The organism is Stieleria neptunia (assembly GCF_007754155.1).
GTDB lineage: Bacteria > Planctomycetota > Planctomycetia > Pirellulales > Pirellulaceae > Stieleria > Stieleria neptunia.
Map to the genome: position 1 here is coordinate 6,711,088 of NZ_CP037423.1, position 20,354 is coordinate 6,731,441.

Consider the following 20,354-nt stretch of genomic DNA (forward strand, 5'->3'; position numbering starts at 1 on the left):
GGGCAAGGACGTCGTTTTGAAGCGAGGCAACCTCCCCCAGTGATTCGGAGTTCGGGGACGCGCAGGCATGTCCAACCCACGACGATGCGATGGAATTGCGGATATGACGATTGCCCAAGGAGCAACACCGTGACTGAACCAACCGTGGTGGTGGTCGATGACGACCAAGCCGCACTGCACTCGTTAGCTTTTCTGATCGAGTCGATGAACATCAAGGTGCAGACGTTCGATCGGCCCAAGGAATTCCTGCAGAATTTTGACCCCTCGGTCCCAGGATGTCTGGTGCTGGATGTCCGAATGCCCGAAATGAATGGGCTGGACCTGCAGGCGGAATTGGAAAAGTGGGATTACATTCCGCCGATTATTTTTGTGTCCGGCCACGGCGACATCCCGATGAGTGTTCGCGCCATCAAGGCGGGTGCGATCGATTTTCTGCAGAAACCGATCAAGGACCAGATCCTTTTGGATCGAATCAACGAAGCGATTCAGATCGACAAGCACGCTCGCGAATCGATGCCACCGTGCAAGGAGTTTTCAGATCGGGTGTCACGGCTGACCAGCCGCGAGCGCGAAGTGATGGAGCTGCTGGTTCAAGGCCGCTCCCTCAAGCAGATTTCGATCGAATTTGGCATCTCATTCCAAACCGTTTCCAAGCACCGCGCCCGGGTCTTGGACAAGTTGGAAGTTGGCAACGATGTCGAACTTGTGCGTCTGTGTCTAGGGCACGAACAATCGACGGACTAGTGCTTCGTCAACTTTTATTCTTAGGGTACCGCGGAAAAGGGGTCAGGTACCAAAAATGCGAAGCACCCTGCGGGCCATTTGGTTTTTGGTACCTGACCCCTTTTCCGCTCGACACAGTTGTAAAGTCACCCTCCTGGCAGGGACGTCGATTGAATCCGTGGCGGAGTTGATCGTAGCGGAAGTCGTCAACGGGCTGTCGTTTTTGTGAGCCGCGGGCGCGTAAGCGGCCGGGCACTGCGACGCTGCCCGAGGCCTTACGGCCAGCGGCTCACCATAGACTCAGCAGATCCCAACTAAATCGACAGCCCGTCAAGACTTTCGCAAGCCGCCGGCCCTCTCTGGTGTTTGCTTGCTGCGCAAACGCCGTCTCTCCCAGAGGGAGTTCTTCGTGGATTTTAGTGGCTAATCGCTCAGGACCCAGGTTTTTCGAGGCATTGCTGCGATGTCCGAATGGGGAGAGCGAGGACAAACGCTCGGTTCAAACGACCCTCCGCCGACACGGGGGCCGGCGGAGGGCACGAAGCACCTTCGGCGCATCGCAGATTAGGTGATTCCTTGGCGGGTTGCTCCTCAGCCGCCGCAGGCCACAAGTGACCAAATGATTCCGAGGAACTGGGTGTGAGGATTATCATGTCGGATACGCGGCGGGTCGTGGAGGCCGTTCTCTACGTGGTGCTTCGTGCCCGCTTCTCAGCCTGGTCCCGGGAGTTTGCTTGAAAATGACATTGGTGGCTCGCCTCACGGCGTTGACCCCGTTTGAGAGAATAACAGAGCCCTACTCCCGCGCCTGCCGCGTTTTTCCGTTGAAGTCACCTTTCGGAGTTCCGCCATGGCCAAGAAGAAATCCTCTGGGAAACCTAAGCGTCGATCACGTGGTGGGTTTCCGATTGACAACGCACCCGTTCCACAATCACTTGACACAATCAACTTGAACGCTGCCGGCATCGATATTGGTTCGACCCAGCACTATGTTGCCGTGCCCTCCGATCGCGACTCATCACACGTTCGCTGCTTCGGCACCTTTACATCCGATCTGGCGTCGCTCGCAGATTGGTTGGAAGAGTGCGGAATCAAAACGATTGCAATGGAGTCAACAGGGGTCTATTGGATTCCAGTTTTCGAGCTTCTCGAAGCCAGGGGGTTTGAAGTGAAGCTTGTTGAGCCTGGCAAGCTGAAGAGCGTTCCTGGCCGAAAAACGGATGTCTTGGATTGCCAGTGGATCCAGCAGCTTCACACATACGGTTTGCTGGCCGGATCGTTTCGACCGGATTCGGCAATTTGTGTTCTGCGTTCTTACATGCGGCAACGAGCCATGCTCGTCGCCAACGCGAGCGAGCATATCCAACGGATGCAGAAGGCGATGATGGAAATGAATGTCCAGCTCCATCACGTCATTTCGGACATCACCGGCACCACTGGCCTTGCCATTTTGGATGCCATTGTTGCGGGCAGTCGAGACCCGCACCTACTCGCAAAACTTCGCGATCCAAGGTGCAAAAATGACGAGTCGACGATCGCGAAAGCTCTGGAAGGCAATTGGCGTGAAGAACATGTATTTGCGTTAAAACAGGCTCTGGAACTGTACCGTTTTTACGGTTCCAAACTGTCGGAAGTCGATTCCAAGCTTGAAGAACATTTGGGTACATTTTCCGACCGAAGTGACGGTGAGATTCTGCCGAAGCTGAAGGCTCCTAAAGCTGGAAGCAATAGCCCCCGGTTCGATATGCGCAATCAGCTCTACCGGGTGCTGGGCGTCGACATGACGACCATTGATGGGATTAGCGGTCAATCCGCAATCACACTGATTTCTGAAATCGGTACCGACATGAGTAGGTGGGCAACAGAGAAGCATTTCACTTCTTGGCTTTGCCTATGTCCGGGCAGTAAGAAGACAGGTGGGAAATTGCTCAGTGGTAAAACACGTACAAGTGCGAACCGAGCCGCCGCCGCACTTCGAACAGCCGCCGCGTCCCTGGCACGATCAAACTGCGCCTTAGGAGCGTTCTTTCGCAGGATCCGTTCCCGTCTTGGTTCACCCAAAGCGATCACGGCGACGGCCCACAAGCTCGCGAAAATAGTTTATGGGATGCTGAAGTACGGGAGGGAATATGTCGATGTCGGCAACGACTATTACGAACAGCAATACAAGAAGCGAGCAATGGAAAACCTGGCGAAACGGGCAGCTGCACTCAACCTGCGAGTGGTCCCCAATGAACTAGCTGGGTAGGAAGTTCCTTGAGAGCAGAGCCCGCCTCCGCTTCACCTGGCTTCGCCATACTACCGAACAGAACTACCGAACAGAACTATCGGACATCGCAGCCATCCCTCAAAAAACCTTCCCCGAGTATTCGAGAGCACCCACTAAAATCCACGAAGACCCCCCAGTGGGAGAGAAACTAAATGGGTTGCCAGATCCTGCAGTAAAAGAATCGACGTCCCGCAGGAGCGGTCGAGCGCAGCGAGGGGAGGTCGAACGGTCAATCGCGGCATTCACTTCACTCTTGATGGGCGCCCCCAAGCAACAAGCCTCCCCGCGATTCACCGTTCCTCGGCTGCGATTCGTTCAAGCGTTTTGACGGCCTGGTTGGAAAGAAACGGATCCGGATCGGCGGCCAACTTCGCCAACCACTCCTTGGACCGAGCGTCCGCAAGATCGCGTGCCAACGAGACGGCGGTCCGTCGCAACGGCAATTGCTGGGGCGCCGTTTCGGTCGCCGCGTAGGCCAACAGCGGGATGGCCCCCGCGGGGCCGAGGCGACGAATTTGGGTTTCGTTGAGGTGCATCGCTTTGGTTTTTCCAATCGGCGCGAGCAATTCCGACAGGGCGTCGACCAGTTCACGGTCGATCGGATCACCGATGGCCAACAACGGCAATTGCCAGACCTTGGATGGGGAATCCGACGTCGGTTTTCGCTCCACGTTCTGCTCGACGTCAACGGAGACGGTTTCGCCCGGTTGCACGGCGTAACCGTTCGCCCCCACGGTCATCTGGGCGGGCGGGTTTCGCAGCGAATTGGAATCGCATGACGCGACGTAGTTCTCGACGCTGCATTGAAACTCCGAGGAACTGGGACAGGCCATCGACGCGATGATGGGAGTCGTTTTCTGTCGCAGTGCGAAATCAATTTCGATCTCACGATCCTCCGGAGCCAGACACCAAATCTGGCCCTTGACCAATTCGATCTCGGTCGTGTCATGCAAGACGACTTCCCCCGCTTCATTCAGACGGATCTTTCCCTGATCCGACGTCTGCAATTCACACAGCACGGTTGCCTGAGTCCGTAAACGGGAGCCCTTGGCGATCGGCGTCGCATCGGAATGATTGATGGAATTCCATGCCGAACTGCCCGGATGCTGCACTTGCACGGTCCCGGTCGCACGGATCAAGGTCGCCACAATCGGGGAGTTGGTTGCCGGCCGGAAAGGAACTCCGTCGTCGAGTGTCCAAGGAACGCGATTGCGAACCACAAACGCAGCGACCAACAAACAGACGGCGGTGGCAAGGCCTACGACCACCCAGGTCGATCGCCTCGTCCGATGACCGGTCGGACAAGCAACGAAATGCCGTGCGGGCGATTCGATCGCGGCGACCGCCTGCTCCACGCCCTCGAGACGCAGCGCCGATCGGAGCTGCGTGTCCAAGGCATTCAGCGATTCCCAGTCGCGATGACACGCTCCGCATTGACTCAGGTGGCCGCGCACCGCGTCGGCTTGCTCATCCGTCAATTCTTGGTCCATCAGCGGGCCGAGCAATGAACGCGTTTGTTCGCATGACATCATGGTGCACCTCCCGTTGTGGTCAATTCGGATTTGAGCGTTTGTCGAGCGCGATTGAGACGGTCACACACCGTCGATCGTGCGATGCCCAGCCACGCGGCGATCTGGTCGTACGTCATGCTCTCGTAGTAGTACAACAAGATGATCTCGCGTTGCGACTGGGGCAGAGCACGGATCAATCGCATCAGGTGTTCTCGTTGATCACGGTCGGCGGCCGGGTCTGGGGGCGCTTCGTGCGGAAGGGCGTGAACGTCGACCGGATCGGTGCGGCGTATCTGTTGGCGGCGAATCATGTCGACACAGACGTTGTGTGCGATCCTTCGTAACCAACCTCCGACCGCGTCATGCGTACGGAGTTCGGGGAAATGCTTGATCGCCCGAGCGAAGGTTTCTTGCACCGCGTCTTCGCTATCGGAATCGGAAATCAACCGCGCCTGGCAAAACGCGTAAATCCGTCGGTACCAATGTTGGACGTCCAACCGGTTCGGCGAGGTTTCGCTGGTCTTCCCCGACGTCGAAGCCATCGGGGTGGAGTTGTTGTTCAATGGCGGCGGACGCGATTTCGAAGGGCGGTTGTCTAACAGACGATTGAGGGAACGACGCAGACCGGGATGTTCTTGGAAAATGTCAAAAGAATGTTTTTTGGCGGGTGACGGTGGTTTTCGCCCGTCCGTCACCGGTGCTCGTGCGACTGGAACAATGTAGCCCCAATCACCTTCAACCGGCCTGTTCGATTTTCCAACGGAGCGATGCCATGCGTAAGTTTCTTGTTTTTTCACTGGTCATCACGCTCGTCGCCGTGTTTGCCTTCCAGACACGCCGGTCGTCCGCAGAGCTTGACTCGACCGACGACGGCAACTTGATCGTCCACGAATGGGGAACGTTCACCACATTCTCCGGCAGCGATGGCGTGTTCCTCGATTTTCGGCCGCTGGCCGCCGAGCACAGTGATTTGCCGGCCTATGTGCTCGACCGTGGCTCCTTTTCCCCCCTCTTCTATCCCTCGAAACAACGATTGTGGGGACGGGTGCGGATGGAAACACCGGTCACCTACTTCTACACCGATCGCGTTCGGACCGTCAACGTGCGCGTCGATTTCCCCGCAGGCCTGCTGACGGAGTTCTATCCGCCGGTCCAATCGATGCAGCCTGCGATCGACCCGCAGAACATCTTCGGTAAAGGAGAATCGATCGGTGACTCGAGCTTGGATTGGGGACAGGTCGACCTGATCCCGATCCGGCAATTGGTGCCCAACCTCGCCGACAGCGACAAACGGGAAACCATCGCCGACGACCTGGTCCAACGTCTGTTGCCGCATGGCGTGAACGAACAACACTACGCCGAAGCGCGTGCGACCGATTCGGCACTCCTGCACGTCCGCGGAAAAACAGGCAGCCACAAACCCGAATCGGGCCACTTTGAGAAGTTTCTGTTCTATCGCGGAGTCGGCAAGTTTCAGCTACCGATCTCCGCCCGCTACCAACGTTCATCGATCGCGCTGGCCAACGACGGCAACTTGCCGATCCGATCCGCGATCTTGATTGACGTCGACGGCAACACGATCAATGCGTCAAAACTCTCTCGTGTCGATTCCGGCCAGACATTGAGTTTTGAACAAGCCCGTCCGGTCAGCGAACAAGAGTTGTCCGAGATGGTGCACGAAAGTCTGGTTGCGGAGGGGCTCTACGAAAAGGAAGCCGCATCGATGGTCAAGACTTGGCAACACTCGTGGTTCACCGAAAATGGAACCCGTATTCTGTACATGGTGCCCTCATCGATCACCGACGAATTGTTGCCGCTGCATGTGACCCCGACACCCGATGAAACGCTTCGCGTTCTCGTCGGACGGATGGAGATCATGTCGCCCCAGGCCGAACAACAGATGATTGAAGTGGTCGCACAAAGCGTCCGCGATCGTGCCACGCACCTTGCCGACCAGAAACGGCATGCGACCAAGTTGCCGTACACCATCCCCACGGCGGTCCGTGACTTCGGACGGATGGCCGAGCCGGCCCTGGTCCGGGTCAGCAAGATCGCCCGCGACGAGGAGATTCGCAACGAGGCAACACGCCTTGCGCGACAGTTTCAACAGGCGTCGATCCAATAGCTCGGCCGGAACGTTGTTCGCGAGCCGTCCGGTCGCAACCTAAAACACCGGTGGGCTCGCGCCCAAAACCGCAAACCCGTCCCGCGCCCCCTCGGTCGATCATCTGCTCCCCCCGCATCGATTGCCGGAACCCCTTGTGAAAAAGCTCACAAGGAGGGACGCACTCCCCTTAACTACTTTTTAAGGTATTTTACTTGCCTTTGAAGCGTCCCGGCGTATGATTCATTGCGTGAAGTGGGCGGCAATTTCGGCTCGGTTGCTGCCGTCCGGCTTGACGGTGAAGCGGTGCCCCCAGGGGCAGCGACGCCGCGTCAACGCAAACTTTTCTCACTCTCCGCAGGGCTTCGTTTCGCCGACCACATCGGATGGTCACGCCAACCGTTGGCGAGCGAAACGGGGCTCTCCTCGGGCCGATTCGGCGACCCAATCGGAGCGCCGAATGGCGCGGTCGTGTCGACCGACCAGGTTGATACCGCGCAGAGATCACCCGTCCAGGGATGGTGGCCTTTTCCGAGGGGAGAACCAGTCATGGTTGGACCGAGCGGAAACGATCAACCGACTTCGGCATCGAATGATGCCAAGGACCGATTGATCCGTCCTAGTGCTGACGAATTGGGGGCGTTGCGCGAACGGGTCGGCGAAGAACGCCGATCGTCGGCGCTTCATTCGGCGCGTGGTTTGTCGAGCTATCGCAATTGTCCCGCCTTCGGGTTGTTACAACACGCCGCCGAACAGCTGCCCGACCGATTGGCGTTGATTTATGGAAACGCCCGTTGGACGTACCGCGATTTAAATTCGGACGCGGTCCGCGCCGCAGCGATGCTGCAACGCTTGGGCGTTCGTCCGGGTGATCGTGTCGGATTGTTATTGCCCAACGTTCCCGAATATATCATCGCCGCCAACGCAATCTGGCGTGCCGGCGGCATCGTGTTGGCAATCAGTCCGCTGATGGTTCCCGGAGAAGTCGATGCGTTGCTGCGAAAAACCAAGTGTCGACACGTCATCTGTTTGGATCTGCTGTCCAACCTCCTCCCCGATTCATCGAGCAAAGAACCGGGGCGTGAATCTCCGCTTCGAACGACGTTGTTGGTTTCGATCCGCAAACAGTTGCCCGCGCATGAACAACTCGGGTACCTGATCAAACGTGGTTACCAATGGTTGCAAGCGCGGCCACAAAGCTCAAGCAATCGTGTCGGCTGGTTTTGGGAAGAGATCTCGACGATCGAACGCGCTTGGCAGCCGATCACGATCGACCCGGCTTCGGATCCCGCCTACATCCTGCCGACCGGTGGCACGACCGGATCCCCCAAGGCGGTGACGTTGAGTCACCAGAACCTGGTCGCCAACGCTTGGCAACAATACGTCTGGACTCGGCGTTCCTTCGGCGAGGAAACGATGCTGGGTGTGTTGCCGTTTTTCCACAGCTACGGCATGTCGGCGACGGTGATGGGCGGCGCGGCGATGGCGGCAACGCTGGTGTTGCACCATCGTTTCAACACGAACAAGACGATCCAATTGATCGAGACGCATCGACCGAGTGTGTTTCATGCCGTCCCGGCGATGCTGGTGGCGATGAACGCCCGACTGCGTGAATTTCCGAGCGACAAATTGGATTCGTTGCGTTGGATCATTTCCGGGGGGGCGTCGTTGGAGGAATCCGTGGCCCGTGAATTCACGGAGCACTGTCGCCATGGGCACGACGAAAACCAACACCAAGGGCCCCAAGTCGTGGAAGGATTCGGGCTCAGCGAAGCGTCGCCGGTGACCCATGTCGGCCACTTGTTCCACGAACCGATCTATGGCCGAATCGGATTGCCGTTGCCAATGACGGAATGTCGGATCGTGGATGCCAATGCCGACACCGATGCCGACATCAATGCCGGTGAACCGGAAACCATCGTTGCCGACGGAGAGGTCGGCGAGTTATGCGTTCGTGGCCCACAGGTGATGCTCGGTTATTGGGGCGACCACGACGCGACTCGCCTGGCGATTCGAGACGGCTGGCTGCACACCGGAGATTTGGCGATCCGGCATGACGATGGCTGGTACAGCATCGTGGGCCGAAAAAAGGACTTGATCATCACGTCGGGCTTCAACGTGTACCCGAGCGAAGTCGAGTCGGTGTTGTGCCTCGCGGAAAACGTCAAGGATGCAGCGGTCGTCGCCATGCCGGACGAGGTTCGCGGCGAGGCGGTCCACGCTTTTATCGTCACCGTCGATGGTTCGCCCCCCGACATCGAAGCGTTGGAAGAGCACTGTCGCAATCACCTTTCGGCACACAAACGGCCGCGGGCATACACCCATTGTCCCGACGATTTGCCGCGCAACTTTTTGGGCAAGGTGATCCGGCGCGAGCTGCGCGAGACACAGGCAATCGACAACTAGGAGCATGCGATGATTCAATCAGAATCCCATTCACAACCGATTGCCGTGCTTGCCGGTGCACGCACGCCGCTGTCCAAGGCGTTTACCGATTTGGCGGACGTCAGCGCCGTCCAGCTCGGCACCCACGCGGTCACGGCTGCGGTCACCCGTGCAGCGGCCAAAACCGACGCCATGGACCTCGACCAGATCGACGAACTGGTGATGGGCAACGTGGCCGGACCGCCGGATGCGGCAAACATCGCCCGCGTGATCGCGCTCTCGGCCGGTCTGCCCAAGGAACGCATCGCGCACACCGTCAATCGCAATTGCGCCTCGGGGATGGAGTCGATCTTTGCCGCCTGGGATGCGATCGCCCGCGGTCGTGCCTCGATCGTCGTCAGCGGCGGAACGGAATCGATGTCCCAGGTCCCGCTGCTGTTTCGACGCGACGCGGCCAGGCACTGGATGCGTTTGGCGCGCAGCAAAACCATCTGGCAGAAACTTCAAACCCTCGCCGCGTTTCGGCCGCGACATTTCAAACCCGTCGTCGGAATTCAGCTGGGGCTGACCGACCCGGTGTCGGGTTTGAACATGGGCGAAACGGCCGAGGTGCTGGCCAGAGAGTTTGGGATCAGCCGCGAGGAGCAGGACGCGTTTGCGCTATTAAGCCATCAACGGGCGTCGGCGGCCCGCGAAGAATGTTTCTTGTCGGGCGAAATCGCCGAGATCCAAACGGACGCCGGCGTCGTCGCCAAAGACAATGGCCCGCGACAGGGACAATCCCTCGAACAGCTCGCCCGCTTGAAACCCCTGTTCGACGCCGGAGGCAGCGTGACCGCGGGCAACAGTTGTCCGTTGACCGATGGCGCCGCGGCGTTGGTGTTGAGCGACCTGTCGACCGCGGAGCGCTTCGAGCAACCGCTGGGCTACATCACCGACTACGCGGTCGCCGGTTGCGATCCCCATCGCATGGGCCTGGGGCCGGTTTACGCGACGGCCAAGCTGTTGGCCAACAGCGGCATGTCGTTGGCGGATTTTGATTTGATCGAACTGAACGAGGCTTTTGCGGCACAGGTGATCGCCTGCGAGATCGCGGCGGCGTCGAAATCATTCGCATCGGAGGAACTGGGACGCCACCAACCGCTCGGCGAGTTGTCGCGCGAGGTGATGAACATTCACGGCGGCTCGATCGCCTTGGGACACCCCGTCGGAATGACCGGAACGCGGCTCGTTTTGACGCTGCTGCGGGCGCTGCGGAAACGCGGCAAACGAATCGGCCTGGCGACGTTGTGCGTCGGCGGAGGCCAGGGTGTGGCAATGATCGTCCGAACCCATCTGGAGGACTGAACGATGACTCATCAACAACTCAACCATTTTACCCTCTCCCTGGACGATTCCGGCATTTACCGAGTCGCGCTCGACGTTCCCGGCCGACCGATGAACGTGTTGGACGAAAACGTGATGGGGGAACTGGAACAAATCGTCAACGAATTGGAAACCCGCAGCGACGTCAAACTGGTGGTTTTCAAAAGCACCAAAGAGAGCGGTTTTCTGGCGGGCGCCGACGTCGAGGCGATTGAATTGATCGACTCGACCGAGCAAGCGGATCGCTTGATGAAGCAAGGACAGCAACTCTTTGAGCGGATCGAAACACTGCCGATGCCGACGCTTGCTGTCTTGCATGGCCCCTGTCTGGGCGGCGGATTGGAACTCGCGTTGGCCTGCGATTATCGGATCGCTCGTGACAACAGCAGCACCAAAATCGGTCTGCCGGAAATCAAACTCGGGTTGATCCCCGGTTGGGGTGGCACCCAGCGATTGCCGCGACGCGTCGGACTCAAACACGCCCTGTCGATGATCCTGTCGGGCAAACACCTGTCTGCGCGCGAGGCAATGAAGATCGGTCTGGTCGACCGGGCGATCCCGCCGGACCAGTGGCGGGACGAGGTCGTGCGAGTGATCGACACGCTGGTGCGCGGCGGATCCTTGCGTCGGACGCGATTGAGTACCGAGTGGATCGGCCGTTGGTTCGAGCGACTGCCGCTGGTGCGCAACATGATGGTCACGGTGACGGAGAAACGCCTGGCCGGCAAGTCAAAAAATTACCCCGCGCTGGGTGCGGCGATTCGCGCGATCGTCGACGGCTACCAGCGGGACGTCGATGGCTTTGAAACCGAACGCCGCGAATTTTGTCAGCTGATCAACACGCCGACCTGTCGCCAACTGTTGCGGCTGTTTTTCTCCCGTGAACGCGCCCGCGACATGCAAACCTGGGCGCCCAATTCGCTGCGTCTGATTCACGGCGACCCGATCCGACGACTGGGTGTAATCGGCGCCGGCGCGATGGGGGCCGGGATCGCTCAGGCCGCGGCCATTCGCGGCTACGGAGTCCACATCAAGGAGGTCGATGCCGACGCGGTGGGGCAGGGTTCCGCACGGGTCGACCGGCTGATTTCGAAGTACAGTCGGCATAAACAATGGAATGAATTTCGTGAAGGTGAACTGCGTGACCGCATCACCCTCGGGACCGATTTTCATCTGTTTGCGAACGTCGACTGCGTGATCGAAGCGGTCGTCGAACGGATGGATGTCAAACAGCATGTGCTGGCGGAGGCTGAAAAGGAGATCGGCAAATCGGCAATCCTCGCCACCAACACGTCCTCGTTGTCGGTCACCGAAATGGCCCAGTCGCTCAGTCGGCCGGATCATTTCGCCGGCTTGCACTTCTTCAATCCGGTCCACCGCATGGAATTGGTCGAGGTGGTACGCGGCGAACAGACCAGCGATGCGACGATTGCTCAACTGGTTTCCTTCGTGCGAGCGTTGGGCAAGACACCGATCGTCACCTCGGATTCGCCGGGGTTCCTGGTCAATCGCATCCTGTTCCCCTACCTGGGCGAAGCCATTTTGATGGTCCGCGAGGGGCACGCCGTAGGAACGATCGATCGTGAGCTGCGCCATTTCGGCATGCCGATGGGTCCGCTTCAATTGCTCGACCATGTCGGCTTGGACGTCGCACTGCATGTCGCCCGATCGCTCGGGGCGGTGATGCGTGACGTCGATGATGTGATCGAAGTTCTGACGCCCCTGGTGCAGCGGAATCAAATCGGGTTGAAATCCAAGCGGGGCTTCTATGACTACCGCGGCAAGAAACCGCAACCGCGCCAGACGTCTGAAGTCGTGGATTTCATGGTGGAACCGGCATCGCAGGAACGTTTCACCCCCGACGGGCTGTCCGACATTCAGCGACGGCTCGTGTATCCGATGTTGGCCGAAGCCATTCGTTGCGAAGACGAACGGGTCGTCGAACACGCTTGGGCGATCGACCTGGCCATGGTTCTGGGAACCGGGTTTGCGCCTCACCGAGGCGGCCCGCTGAGCGTGGTCGAGCAAATCGGGACGCAGACCGTGCTGGCAAACATGGAACATCTGCGTTTGCAACACGGCGAACGATTTACTCCACCGGAAAAGCTTTTACTGGGAGCGAAACAATGAGTTTAGAAATCGATCCGACCACGACCGACGCGACCAGTCCGGTGGTGACTCCGGGCAAGGCACCGGTGAAGCCATCGGGGACGAAGCGGGAGCGGCAGAATAATCAAGCGGAATCCGCGACGACGTCCGAGAAGCCGACCGAGTCGTTTGCCGAGATCGCACTGCGGCTCGGCGGCGCGTCGGTCGACGAGGCGCAGCGGACCGGCGTGATTGATACCGCCGACGATCAGGTCGAAGATCTGTTCGCCGAGCAGCACAAAACGACTCACAGCCCGATCCACCGTGCGGTCTGGGATCGTCGCGTGCCGACAGAATTGTTCGCGCCGAATCTCGCCCTGCCCAGCGGTGACGTGGCACGCGTCGTCGACCGCTCGCTGAGCATCGTGCGGACACATCGCAAACTCGGTTCGTTGACTGATGCGAACGGCAAGATCAGTGACGAAGTGCTGCGTGATCTGGGTGACGCCGGATACTGGGGCTTGCTGGTCGGCCGCGAGTACGGCGGTTGGGGCGCGACCATGCGTGATTTCGCCAGGATGATCACGCAAATGGCGACGATCGATCCGACCGTGGCCGGATTGGCATCGGTTCATGGTTGCATCGGCGCGGTCGACCCGCTGCGGGCTTTCGGCAGCGAAGATCAAAAGCGTCGTTTCTTGCCGGGCCTGGCCGACGGAACCCGGCTGTCGGCGTTCGCGCTGACCGAACCGGGGGCCGGAAGCGATTTGACGGCGTTGCGGACGACCGCCGTTCGTGATGGGGATGACTATGTGGTCAACGGAGAGAAACTGTTCATCACCAATGCGACCTTCGGCCGTACGATCGGCTTGGTATGCAAAATCGATGGCGTTCCCAGTGTCTTGATCGTTGAATTGCCGCAGCGGGAAACGGAATCGTTTCAGATCAACCGCTACGGGATCTACGCGTTGCGGCGTGCGCAGAACAACGGATTGGTTTTCAAAAACTTTCGTGTCCCGGCGGCCAATCGTTTGATCCCACAACGGGGCGATGGTTTGACGATCGCGTACCACGGCCTGAATCTGGGCCGTGTGTCGTTGTGTGCCAACGCGGCCGGCGCGATGCGTTGGATGTTGGCGGAGATGTTGCCGTGGGCCCGCTACCGCGAAACGTATGGACAAGCGATCGAAAAACGCGAACTGGTTCGCCGCCGCGTCGGACATCTGGCCGGACTGATCGTTGCGTGCGATGCCCTCACCCACTGGTGTGCCAACCTGCTCGACCAGGGATACCGTGGCGAAATGGAATGCATCATCGCCAAGATCTTTGGCAGTGAAGCCCAAAAGGAGGCGGCGATCGAATTGTTCATGAAGACGCATGGAGGCCGCTCGTTCTTGGCCGGACACCTGTTCGGTGACAACGTCCATGATTTCCTGGCCCCTTGCATCTACGAAGGCGAAGGCGAGATGCTGGGGATGGCGTTCTTCAAGTCGCTGGTCAAGCAACACGGCAAACAGCACTTTGAGCCGATCGGACGAACGCTGCATGAACGGGGCATCAAAACCCCCAACCTGGCCAACCCGATGCATCTGTGGGCGCTGCGCCGGCCGATGTTGGGCTACGCGAAATGGTACGTCGGTCGAACGCTGCGTCCCTCGCAATGGAGCAGACTGCCCGCCAAGAACACGTCGCAGGAACTCGACCGCCATGTCCGCTTCGCCAAACGCTACTTGTCCGCCAGCGGAATGGCGATCAGCGGCACGATGCGCCGGCACCAGTTGAAACTGGCTGACCGTCAATGCCGGATGTCGGCGCTGTCGCTGCAGATTCAAAACGCGGTCACGATGCTGGTCACGGCACTTTACGCCGCGGGTCAAAACGATCCGGTCACGCGGGCGGCCGCCGATACGGTTTGCCGTGAACTGAAGCGTCGGATCACGGGCGGACATCCGAGCGACAACGATTTTCGCCAGGTCACTTCGCTGGGGGCGACGATCGCCGAGGATGGATGGAATGAATTGCTGGGCGTCGAAGCCGGGTCGATTCTGCAAGGGTACAAATCGAACGGAAACTAGGTGTCGGATCCTGCGGGTGGGATAGGCTTCCAGGCTCGTCATTCCAGCGTCGACAGGCTGGAAGCCTCTCCCACTTCTTTTCCGTGCGCCGCTTAGTAGTAAGGAACCGTCAATGAAGATGATTGAAGCCGCTGACAGGAATCAAGTCTTGTCGATGGGCGGACCGGTGAACTGCGAAACCAACCGTCGCGCGGTGATCGCGTTGGGCGGTGGCGGCGCGCGGGGGCTCGCGCATTTAGGTGTCATGGAGGCGATCGGTGAATCGGGAGTTCGAACCGAGCGCATCGTTGGGGTCAGCATCGGAAGTTTGATGGGCGGCTTGTGCGCCGTCGATTCCGACATCAAACAGGTGCAGGCCAAAGCGATCGGACTCCTGCATTCACCGGTCTTTTCAGAAAAATGCCGCCAGCTGATGGCGGCGGCTTCGAAGGTGTCGGCCGGCAATCGCAAGCAGTCGCAACAAGTCGGACCTGCCGATTGGTTTGGGCTGTGGTACCGTCGTTTGGAACGCATCATGCGCCACGGTCACCGATTGACGAAGATTGTGCGTGGTCCGTCGATTCTTTCCGATGAGATCTTGCACGAAGCGATCAACGCCTTGATTCCCGATATCGATCTGTCAGAGACGTCGATCCCGTTGAGTATCGTCGCGGCAGATCTGAAGAGTGGTCATCGCGTCGTCCTGGAGCGCGGCCCGCTGCGAAAAGCGATCTTGGCATCCACAGCGATCCCCGGCTTTTTTCCTCCGATCCAATGGGACGACATGTTGTTGTCCGACATCGGCGTGTTGGATGCGATCCCGTTGTCGATCGCAAAATCGTATGCGTCGGATTTGACGATCGGAGTCGACGTCGGCAGCTCGGTGCAGCGGATCGACACGTTCGGGACCGCAATCGACGTGGTGATGCGGATGGAAGAGATCGGCGAGCGGCTCTGTCGTCGCCACTCGTTGCCCCATGCCGACATTCTGATTCGCCCCGATGTCGGATACCGACCGTGGTACGATTTCACCGAACCCACCGCGTTGATTCACTCGGGTTTGCAGGCGGCCAGAGCAGCACTCCGGCACGTGATTTCGGTCCGCGGTGCAGGCTGAACCACCCCGCGTGCCGCTCGCTGACCGGTTTGTTGATTGAGTGAGCCGTGACGCGTAAGCGGCCGGGCATGCTGGCGCCCGCCCGAGGCCTTACGGCCAACGGCTCACCATTGACGCCGTCTCGTTACGAGGTTCCGCCTCGTAACGCAATTCTCTTGAGGCTCCGCCTCAAGATCGATCGCCGGGCCGGTGGAGGCGGAGCCTCCAGAACACTGCGTTCCCCGGCAGAGCCGGGGAACGAGGGTGACGTGCCGCGCGCTGACGTGTCCCGCTGGCATGCCGGCACGTGGCGTCAGCCAGTGGTTCGTGACGGATACCCAAATGCTGATTTTAATATTTTCATTGTAAGAATTCCTTCTCGCCCCGGTTGTCTTTTAGAATCGGTCTCTTAGAAAGCACTGGCGACAGAGTGCAGGGGACGTTTCGCTTCTTTCATCGGGGGAACCATGGCATGGACACCAACAGCGGGACGGTGGCGGTCCACAACGCGCACGCTGCGGATGAATTGATCGACCGGTTCTTTCGGGTCCGCGGGTTTTCCGAACAGATTGCCGAGCCGCTATCGCCCGAAGACTGTCTTATTCAGTCGATGGACGATGCCAGCCCGATCCGTTGGCATCTGGCGCACACGACGTGGTTCTTTGAAACGTTTCTGCTGAAACGCGACGGAGAGTATCGGCCGTTTGATGAATGTTTCGAGTATTTATTCAATTCCTATTACAACAGTGTCGGCGAGCAATACCCACGGGGAAAACGCGGCTTGATCTCTCGTCCCGGTCTGGAGGAGACGCTCGAGTATCGGAGCCACGTCGATCAAGCGATGCGGTCGCTCGTTGATGGCCATGATCTGACCGACCAGGAGCGGCTGGTGTTGGAGATCGGAATCCATCACGAGCAACAGCATCAGGAATTGATGCTGACCGATCTCAAGCACGCGTTGTCGTGCAATCCGCTGGCACCGGTCTATCGCGACGGAGCGTGTGAAGACCTGGACGCAGCGGTCGGCCAGTCGTGGGTCGATTTTGATCCCGGCGTGGTGCGAATCGGACACGACGGCGACTCGTTTTGCTTCGACAACGAACGGCCACGACACCGTGTTTTTTTGGAACCGTTTCAAATCGCCGATCGCTGTGTGACCAACCGCGAGTATCTGGAATTCATGGAAGACGGCGGCTACGCTCGGCCGGAATTTTGGTTGTCGCTGGGATGGGCGACGGTCAACGAACAGGGCTGGCAAGCGCCGTTGTATTGGCAGAAAGACGGTTCGCGCTGGTCGCAGTTCACGTTGTCCGGACGCAAGCCGATCCGGCTGGACCAGCCCGTCTGCCATGTCAGCTATTTCGAAGCCGACGCGTATGCCCGCTGGGCCGGCTGCCGATTGGCAACCGAAGCCGAATGGGAACACGCCGTTTGCCGCCAACTGGAGGCCCCGTTCTCGGCATCGCAACGGGGCAATTGGAGCGACGACCTGATCCGCAGCGGTCGCTGCATTCACCCCAAGTTGTCTGGCACGGAAAGTCACCTGAACCCCGAATCCCGACTCGGCGAGATCGACCGTGACGACGCGGGCCAACCTTCCTTGGCCGACGCGATGGGCAACGTCTGGGAATGGACCAGCAGCCACTACTCGGCTTACCCCGGCTACCGGGCACCGGCGGGTGCGTTGGGTGAATACAACGGAAAATTCATGTGCAACGTCTTCGTGCTCAAGGGCGGATCGTGCGCGACACCGTCAGGCCATGTGCGGCCGACCTATCGCAATTTCTTCGCCCCCCAGTCTCGCTGGCAATTCACCGGCATCCGCTTGGCACGTTCCTAAGCTGATTCAGGATCCCATCGATCGAAAATTCGATCTTCCACTCGACCATTTTCCCGGGGAATCATCGTGCTAAATACCGCACCGACCAAAGCTGCGCCTCGATCGATCGCGTTTCAACACGACGTGATGGAAGGACTCGGCCAAGTTCCCAAGCGGTTGCCGTGCAAATATTTCTACGACAAGCGCGGGTCGGCGCTGTTTGACGAAATCTGCGACCTGGACGAGTACTATCTGACTCGGACCGAGCAAGCCATCATGAACCGGTACGCTTCGGAGATGGGCACGCAGATCGATTCGGGGGCGATGTTGGTCGAATACGGCAGCGGCAGCAGTATCAAAACTCGAATCTTGCTGGATCATCTGATCGACCCGGTCGCGTACGTTCCGGTGGATATCTCGCATCGGCATCTGCAACGTGTGGCCGAGCGATTGCGGGTGGATTATCCGCATCTGGAAATCTTGCCTGTGACCGCTGATTTTACCCGCCCGTTTTCGCTTCCCCACTCGCGTGAACCCGCGACCCATTGTGCCGTTTACTTTCCCGGATCGACGATCGGAAATTTTGAACCGGCCGAAGCGGAGCGGCTGTTGCGATCGATCTCCGAGCGCTGCGGCAGTGGCGGCGGGTTGTTGATCGGGATCGACCTGGTCAAAGACGTCGAAACCTTGGAACGTGCGTACAACGACGATGCCGGCGTGACGGCCGCCTTCAATTTAAACCTGCTGCGCCGGATCCGCGACGAACTCGATGCCGACATCGACGTGCAGGCGTTTGAGCACGTCGCGTTCTACAACCATCAAGCATCCCGAATTGAAATCTACATTCGGTCGTTGAAACAGCAAACCATCCGCATCGGGGAGACATCGTTCGAGCTTGATGCGGGTGAATTGATTCACACCGAGTATTCGCACAAGTACACGATCGAAGGTTTTTCGGCGTTGGCCGCGCGTGCGGGGTTAGAATTGCATCGCAGTTGGACCGACGATGAGCGGCTGTTCGCGGTGTTGCATCTGGTGGTCGCCGGCGTGGGTTCGCAGCAGAACGCCCCATAGAGCAGAGCGCCCCATAGAGTCGTGAAATAGGCTGGCGGCATCTCATTGTCGCATCGACAGGCTGGAAGCCTGTCCCACATTCAGTGGCCGCCCGCATTCACCCGACGTTCATTTGGCGTCTGATTTCAGATTGTCGGTGGCCCAGAGCAGCCCGCGGGAGATCAGGTCCAGGTAACGATCGTCGCCGACGGTGTCGTTGTTGTGGCCCAGCGTGGTGCTAAAGATCTTGGTTTGGTTGGGTCCGTACAGATTGGTCCAAACCACGACTGCTTGGGCGGTTCGGGGTTTGGCATTGGGGTTCTGTTTCAGTTCCTTTTTTCGCGGCGATTGAACTTGATCGCCGCTGGCCAGCACGTCGGTGTTGCCGAACACGCGAACGTTGTTGTAAAGCTCTTCGTTGATCGTCGTCCAGTTGCTCAGCCCCTTGGTGATCGGATGATCCGGCTGGGTGTAGTGAACATCGATCGGGGATTGCGGGCCATGGCCGGTGGATTGAACGCCGATCATTTCGTACCAACCGGCGTTCTCGGCGCCGATTTCGACCGGGTTTCGAAAATCGCCCCAGCGGTAACTGTGCATCGCGCAGTGCAGGTTGACCGCGGGAACGCCGGCCCGGTGGGCAGCCAAAATTCGATCGACGTAGGGACGCTCGGTGACCGAGGCGGAGCACTCGTCGTGGACGATGACGTCGTAGTCTGCCGCCCAGTCATCCGACTCGTAGACTTCAAAACGCGTGCTGGTCGTCTTGCTGGGATTGAATTCGATCGTCACCACGGCGTTGATCCGCTTCTCGATGCCTTTCTTCAGCAACTGGGTTTGGGTGGCGTAGTCGTGGCAACAACCGCCGGCAACCAGCAACACCTTCAGCGGCTTGTCTTGCGCTTGGGCATGGTCGGCCGGGGCGAACGCGAGCAGGGCGACGCCGCACAGGAAGGTGCACACGGCGCGGCGGCTGAGAGAGAAACGGCAGGCAGGAAGACTTTGAAGCGGATTCATGGTGGAGGCCTTGGAGAGTCGGATCAACCGATGGGCAGGAGCGGTCGTCGTCGGGGGTGCGGTCGACGCTAAAATTGATGGCCTTTGCGGGGCCCGTCGTTGCATTGGGTCAGAATTTCGGGACCGTCCTCGGTCATCATCACGGTGTGTTCAAATTGGGCCGAGGGTCGCCCGTCTTTGGTCCGCACCGTCCATCCATCCGCTTTGTCGCAGCGGGCGTAGCGGGTGCCCGCATTGATCATCGGTTCGACGGTGAAACACATGCCGGGGAACAGTCGATCGATACGACTTTGCCGATTGGGGAAGTGCGGGATCGAGGGATCCAGGTGAAACTGTTTGCCCAGTCCGTGACCGACGTATTCGCGGACGACGGAGAAACCGCGCCGATGCGCTTCGGGCACGATCGTCTCGCCGATTTTCGAAACCGTGCATCCGGGGGTCAGCGCGTCGATCGCCAGGTGCATGCAGTCGAAGGCGCATTGGGTGACCGCTTTGCGTTCCTCGGAAACCTCCCCGATCAAGAACGTTTCGCTTTGGTCACCGTGCCAGCCGTCGACGATGGTGGTCACGTCGATGTTGACGATATCGCCTTCTTTCAGCTCCTCGTCGCCGGGGATGCCATGGCAGATCACTTCATTGACGCTCGTGCAACAGCTTTTCGGGAAATTCTGATATCCCAGCGTTGCCGCGGTATGCCCGTTGTCGAGCGTCCACTGTGCGATCATCTCGTCGATTCTGCCGGTGGTGATCCCGGCCGTGATGTGCGGTCGGATGTAATCCATCAGGCTCGCGTTGACACGTCCGGCACGGCGCATCGCATCGCGTTGCTGGTCGTTCAGAATCAGTTTTCGTTGCTTTTGCAGCATTCCT

14 protein-coding genes are annotated in these 20,354 nt (G+C 59.1%); 10 read left to right on the forward strand and 4 right to left on the reverse strand.

Going from position 1 to position 20,354, the window contains the following annotated elements:
- Positions 1–129: 129 nt before the first annotated feature.
- Positions 130–744 (forward strand): response regulator transcription factor, encoded by a 615-nt coding sequence (locus Enr13x_RS23345; protein ID WP_197455304.1) that lies wholly within the window; start codon positions 130–132, stop codon positions 742–744.
- Positions 745–1,630: 886 nt separating this feature from the next.
- The gene (locus tag Enr13x_RS23350; protein ID WP_145392203.1) at positions 1,631–2,971 is read left to right on the forward strand and encodes an IS110 family RNA-guided transposase; all 1,341 of its coding nucleotides are present in this window, start codon (positions 1,631–1,633) and stop codon (positions 2,969–2,971) included.
- A gap of 311 nt (positions 2,972–3,282) precedes the next feature.
- Here Enr13x_RS23350 and Enr13x_RS23355 read toward each other — a convergent pair whose 3' ends face one another.
- Both Enr13x_RS23355 and Enr13x_RS23360 read right to left on the reverse strand, forming a co-directional pair.
- Positions 3,283–4,524, reverse strand: a complete 1,242-nt coding sequence (locus Enr13x_RS23355; RefSeq protein ID WP_145389258.1) for a zf-HC2 domain-containing protein — start codon at positions 4,522–4,524, stop codon at positions 3,283–3,285.
- Positions 4,521–5,045: an RNA polymerase sigma factor gene (locus Enr13x_RS23360; RefSeq protein WP_145389259.1), complete on the reverse strand. Its 525-nt coding sequence runs from the start codon at positions 5,043–5,045 to the stop codon at positions 4,521–4,523. The genes Enr13x_RS23355 and Enr13x_RS23360 overlap by 4 nt, the downstream gene beginning before the upstream one ends.
- 230 nt (positions 5,046–5,275) lie before the next feature.
- On the opposite strand from Enr13x_RS23360, the gene Enr13x_RS23365 reads away from it, so the two are divergent.
- The 8 genes from Enr13x_RS23365 to egtD all read left to right on the forward strand — a co-directional run bounded on the left by Enr13x_RS23365 (position 5,276) and on the right by egtD (position 18,488).
- On the forward strand, positions 5,276–6,628 hold the full coding sequence (locus Enr13x_RS23365; protein ID WP_145389260.1) for a hypothetical protein: 1,353 nt from the start codon (positions 5,276–5,278) through the stop codon (positions 6,626–6,628).
- A 528-nt stretch (positions 6,629–7,156) separates the two neighbouring features.
- Positions 7,157–9,013 carry an AMP-binding protein gene (locus Enr13x_RS23370; protein ID WP_145389261.1) on the forward strand — a complete coding sequence of 619 codons (1,857 nt, stop codon included), beginning with the start codon at positions 7,157–7,159 and terminating at the stop codon, positions 9,011–9,013.
- A 9-nt stretch (positions 9,014–9,022) separates the two neighbouring features.
- Positions 9,023–10,339 (forward strand): thiolase family protein, encoded by a 1,317-nt coding sequence (locus Enr13x_RS23375; RefSeq protein ID WP_145389262.1) that lies wholly within the window; start codon positions 9,023–9,025, stop codon positions 10,337–10,339.
- Positions 10,340–10,342: 3 nt separating this feature from the next.
- Positions 10,343–12,487: a 3-hydroxyacyl-CoA dehydrogenase NAD-binding domain-containing protein gene (locus Enr13x_RS23380; RefSeq protein ID WP_145389263.1), complete on the forward strand. Its 2,145-nt coding sequence runs from the start codon at positions 10,343–10,345 to the stop codon at positions 12,485–12,487.
- A complete protein-coding gene (locus tag Enr13x_RS23385; protein WP_145389264.1) occupies positions 12,484–14,520 on the forward strand; it encodes an acyl-CoA dehydrogenase family protein in 2,037 nt (678 codons plus the stop codon). Before Enr13x_RS23380 ends, Enr13x_RS23385 begins: the two co-directional genes overlap by 4 nt.
- A 112-nt stretch (positions 14,521–14,632) precedes the next feature.
- Positions 14,633–15,616, forward strand: coding sequence for a patatin-like phospholipase family protein (locus Enr13x_RS23390; protein ID WP_145389265.1), 984 nt, complete (start codon positions 14,633–14,635; stop codon positions 15,614–15,616).
- A 451-nt stretch (positions 15,617–16,067) separates the two neighbouring features.
- The gene (gene egtB / locus Enr13x_RS23395) at positions 16,068–17,435 is read left to right on the forward strand and encodes an ergothioneine biosynthesis protein EgtB (RefSeq protein WP_145389266.1); all 1,368 of its coding nucleotides are present in this window, start codon (positions 16,068–16,070) and stop codon (positions 17,433–17,435) included.
- Positions 17,436–17,501: 66 nt separating this feature from the next.
- On the forward strand, positions 17,502–18,488 hold the full coding sequence (gene egtD / locus Enr13x_RS23400; RefSeq protein ID WP_231743737.1) for an L-histidine N(alpha)-methyltransferase: 987 nt from the start codon (positions 17,502–17,504) through the stop codon (positions 18,486–18,488).
- Positions 18,489–18,596: 108 nt separating this feature from the next.
- Here the strand turns inward: egtD and Enr13x_RS23405 are convergent, their stop codons facing one another.
- Together Enr13x_RS23405 and map are read right to left on the reverse strand one after the other, a co-directional pair.
- Positions 18,597–19,484 carry a ThuA domain-containing protein gene (locus Enr13x_RS23405; protein WP_145389267.1) on the reverse strand — a complete coding sequence of 296 codons (888 nt, stop codon included), beginning with the start codon at positions 19,482–19,484 and terminating at the stop codon, positions 18,597–18,599.
- 68 nt (positions 19,485–19,552) lie between these two features.
- Positions 19,553–20,350, reverse strand: a complete 798-nt coding sequence (map, locus tag Enr13x_RS23410; protein WP_145392655.1) for a type I methionyl aminopeptidase — start codon at positions 20,348–20,350, stop codon at positions 19,553–19,555.
- Between the last annotated feature and the right edge of the window lie 4 nt (positions 20,351–20,354).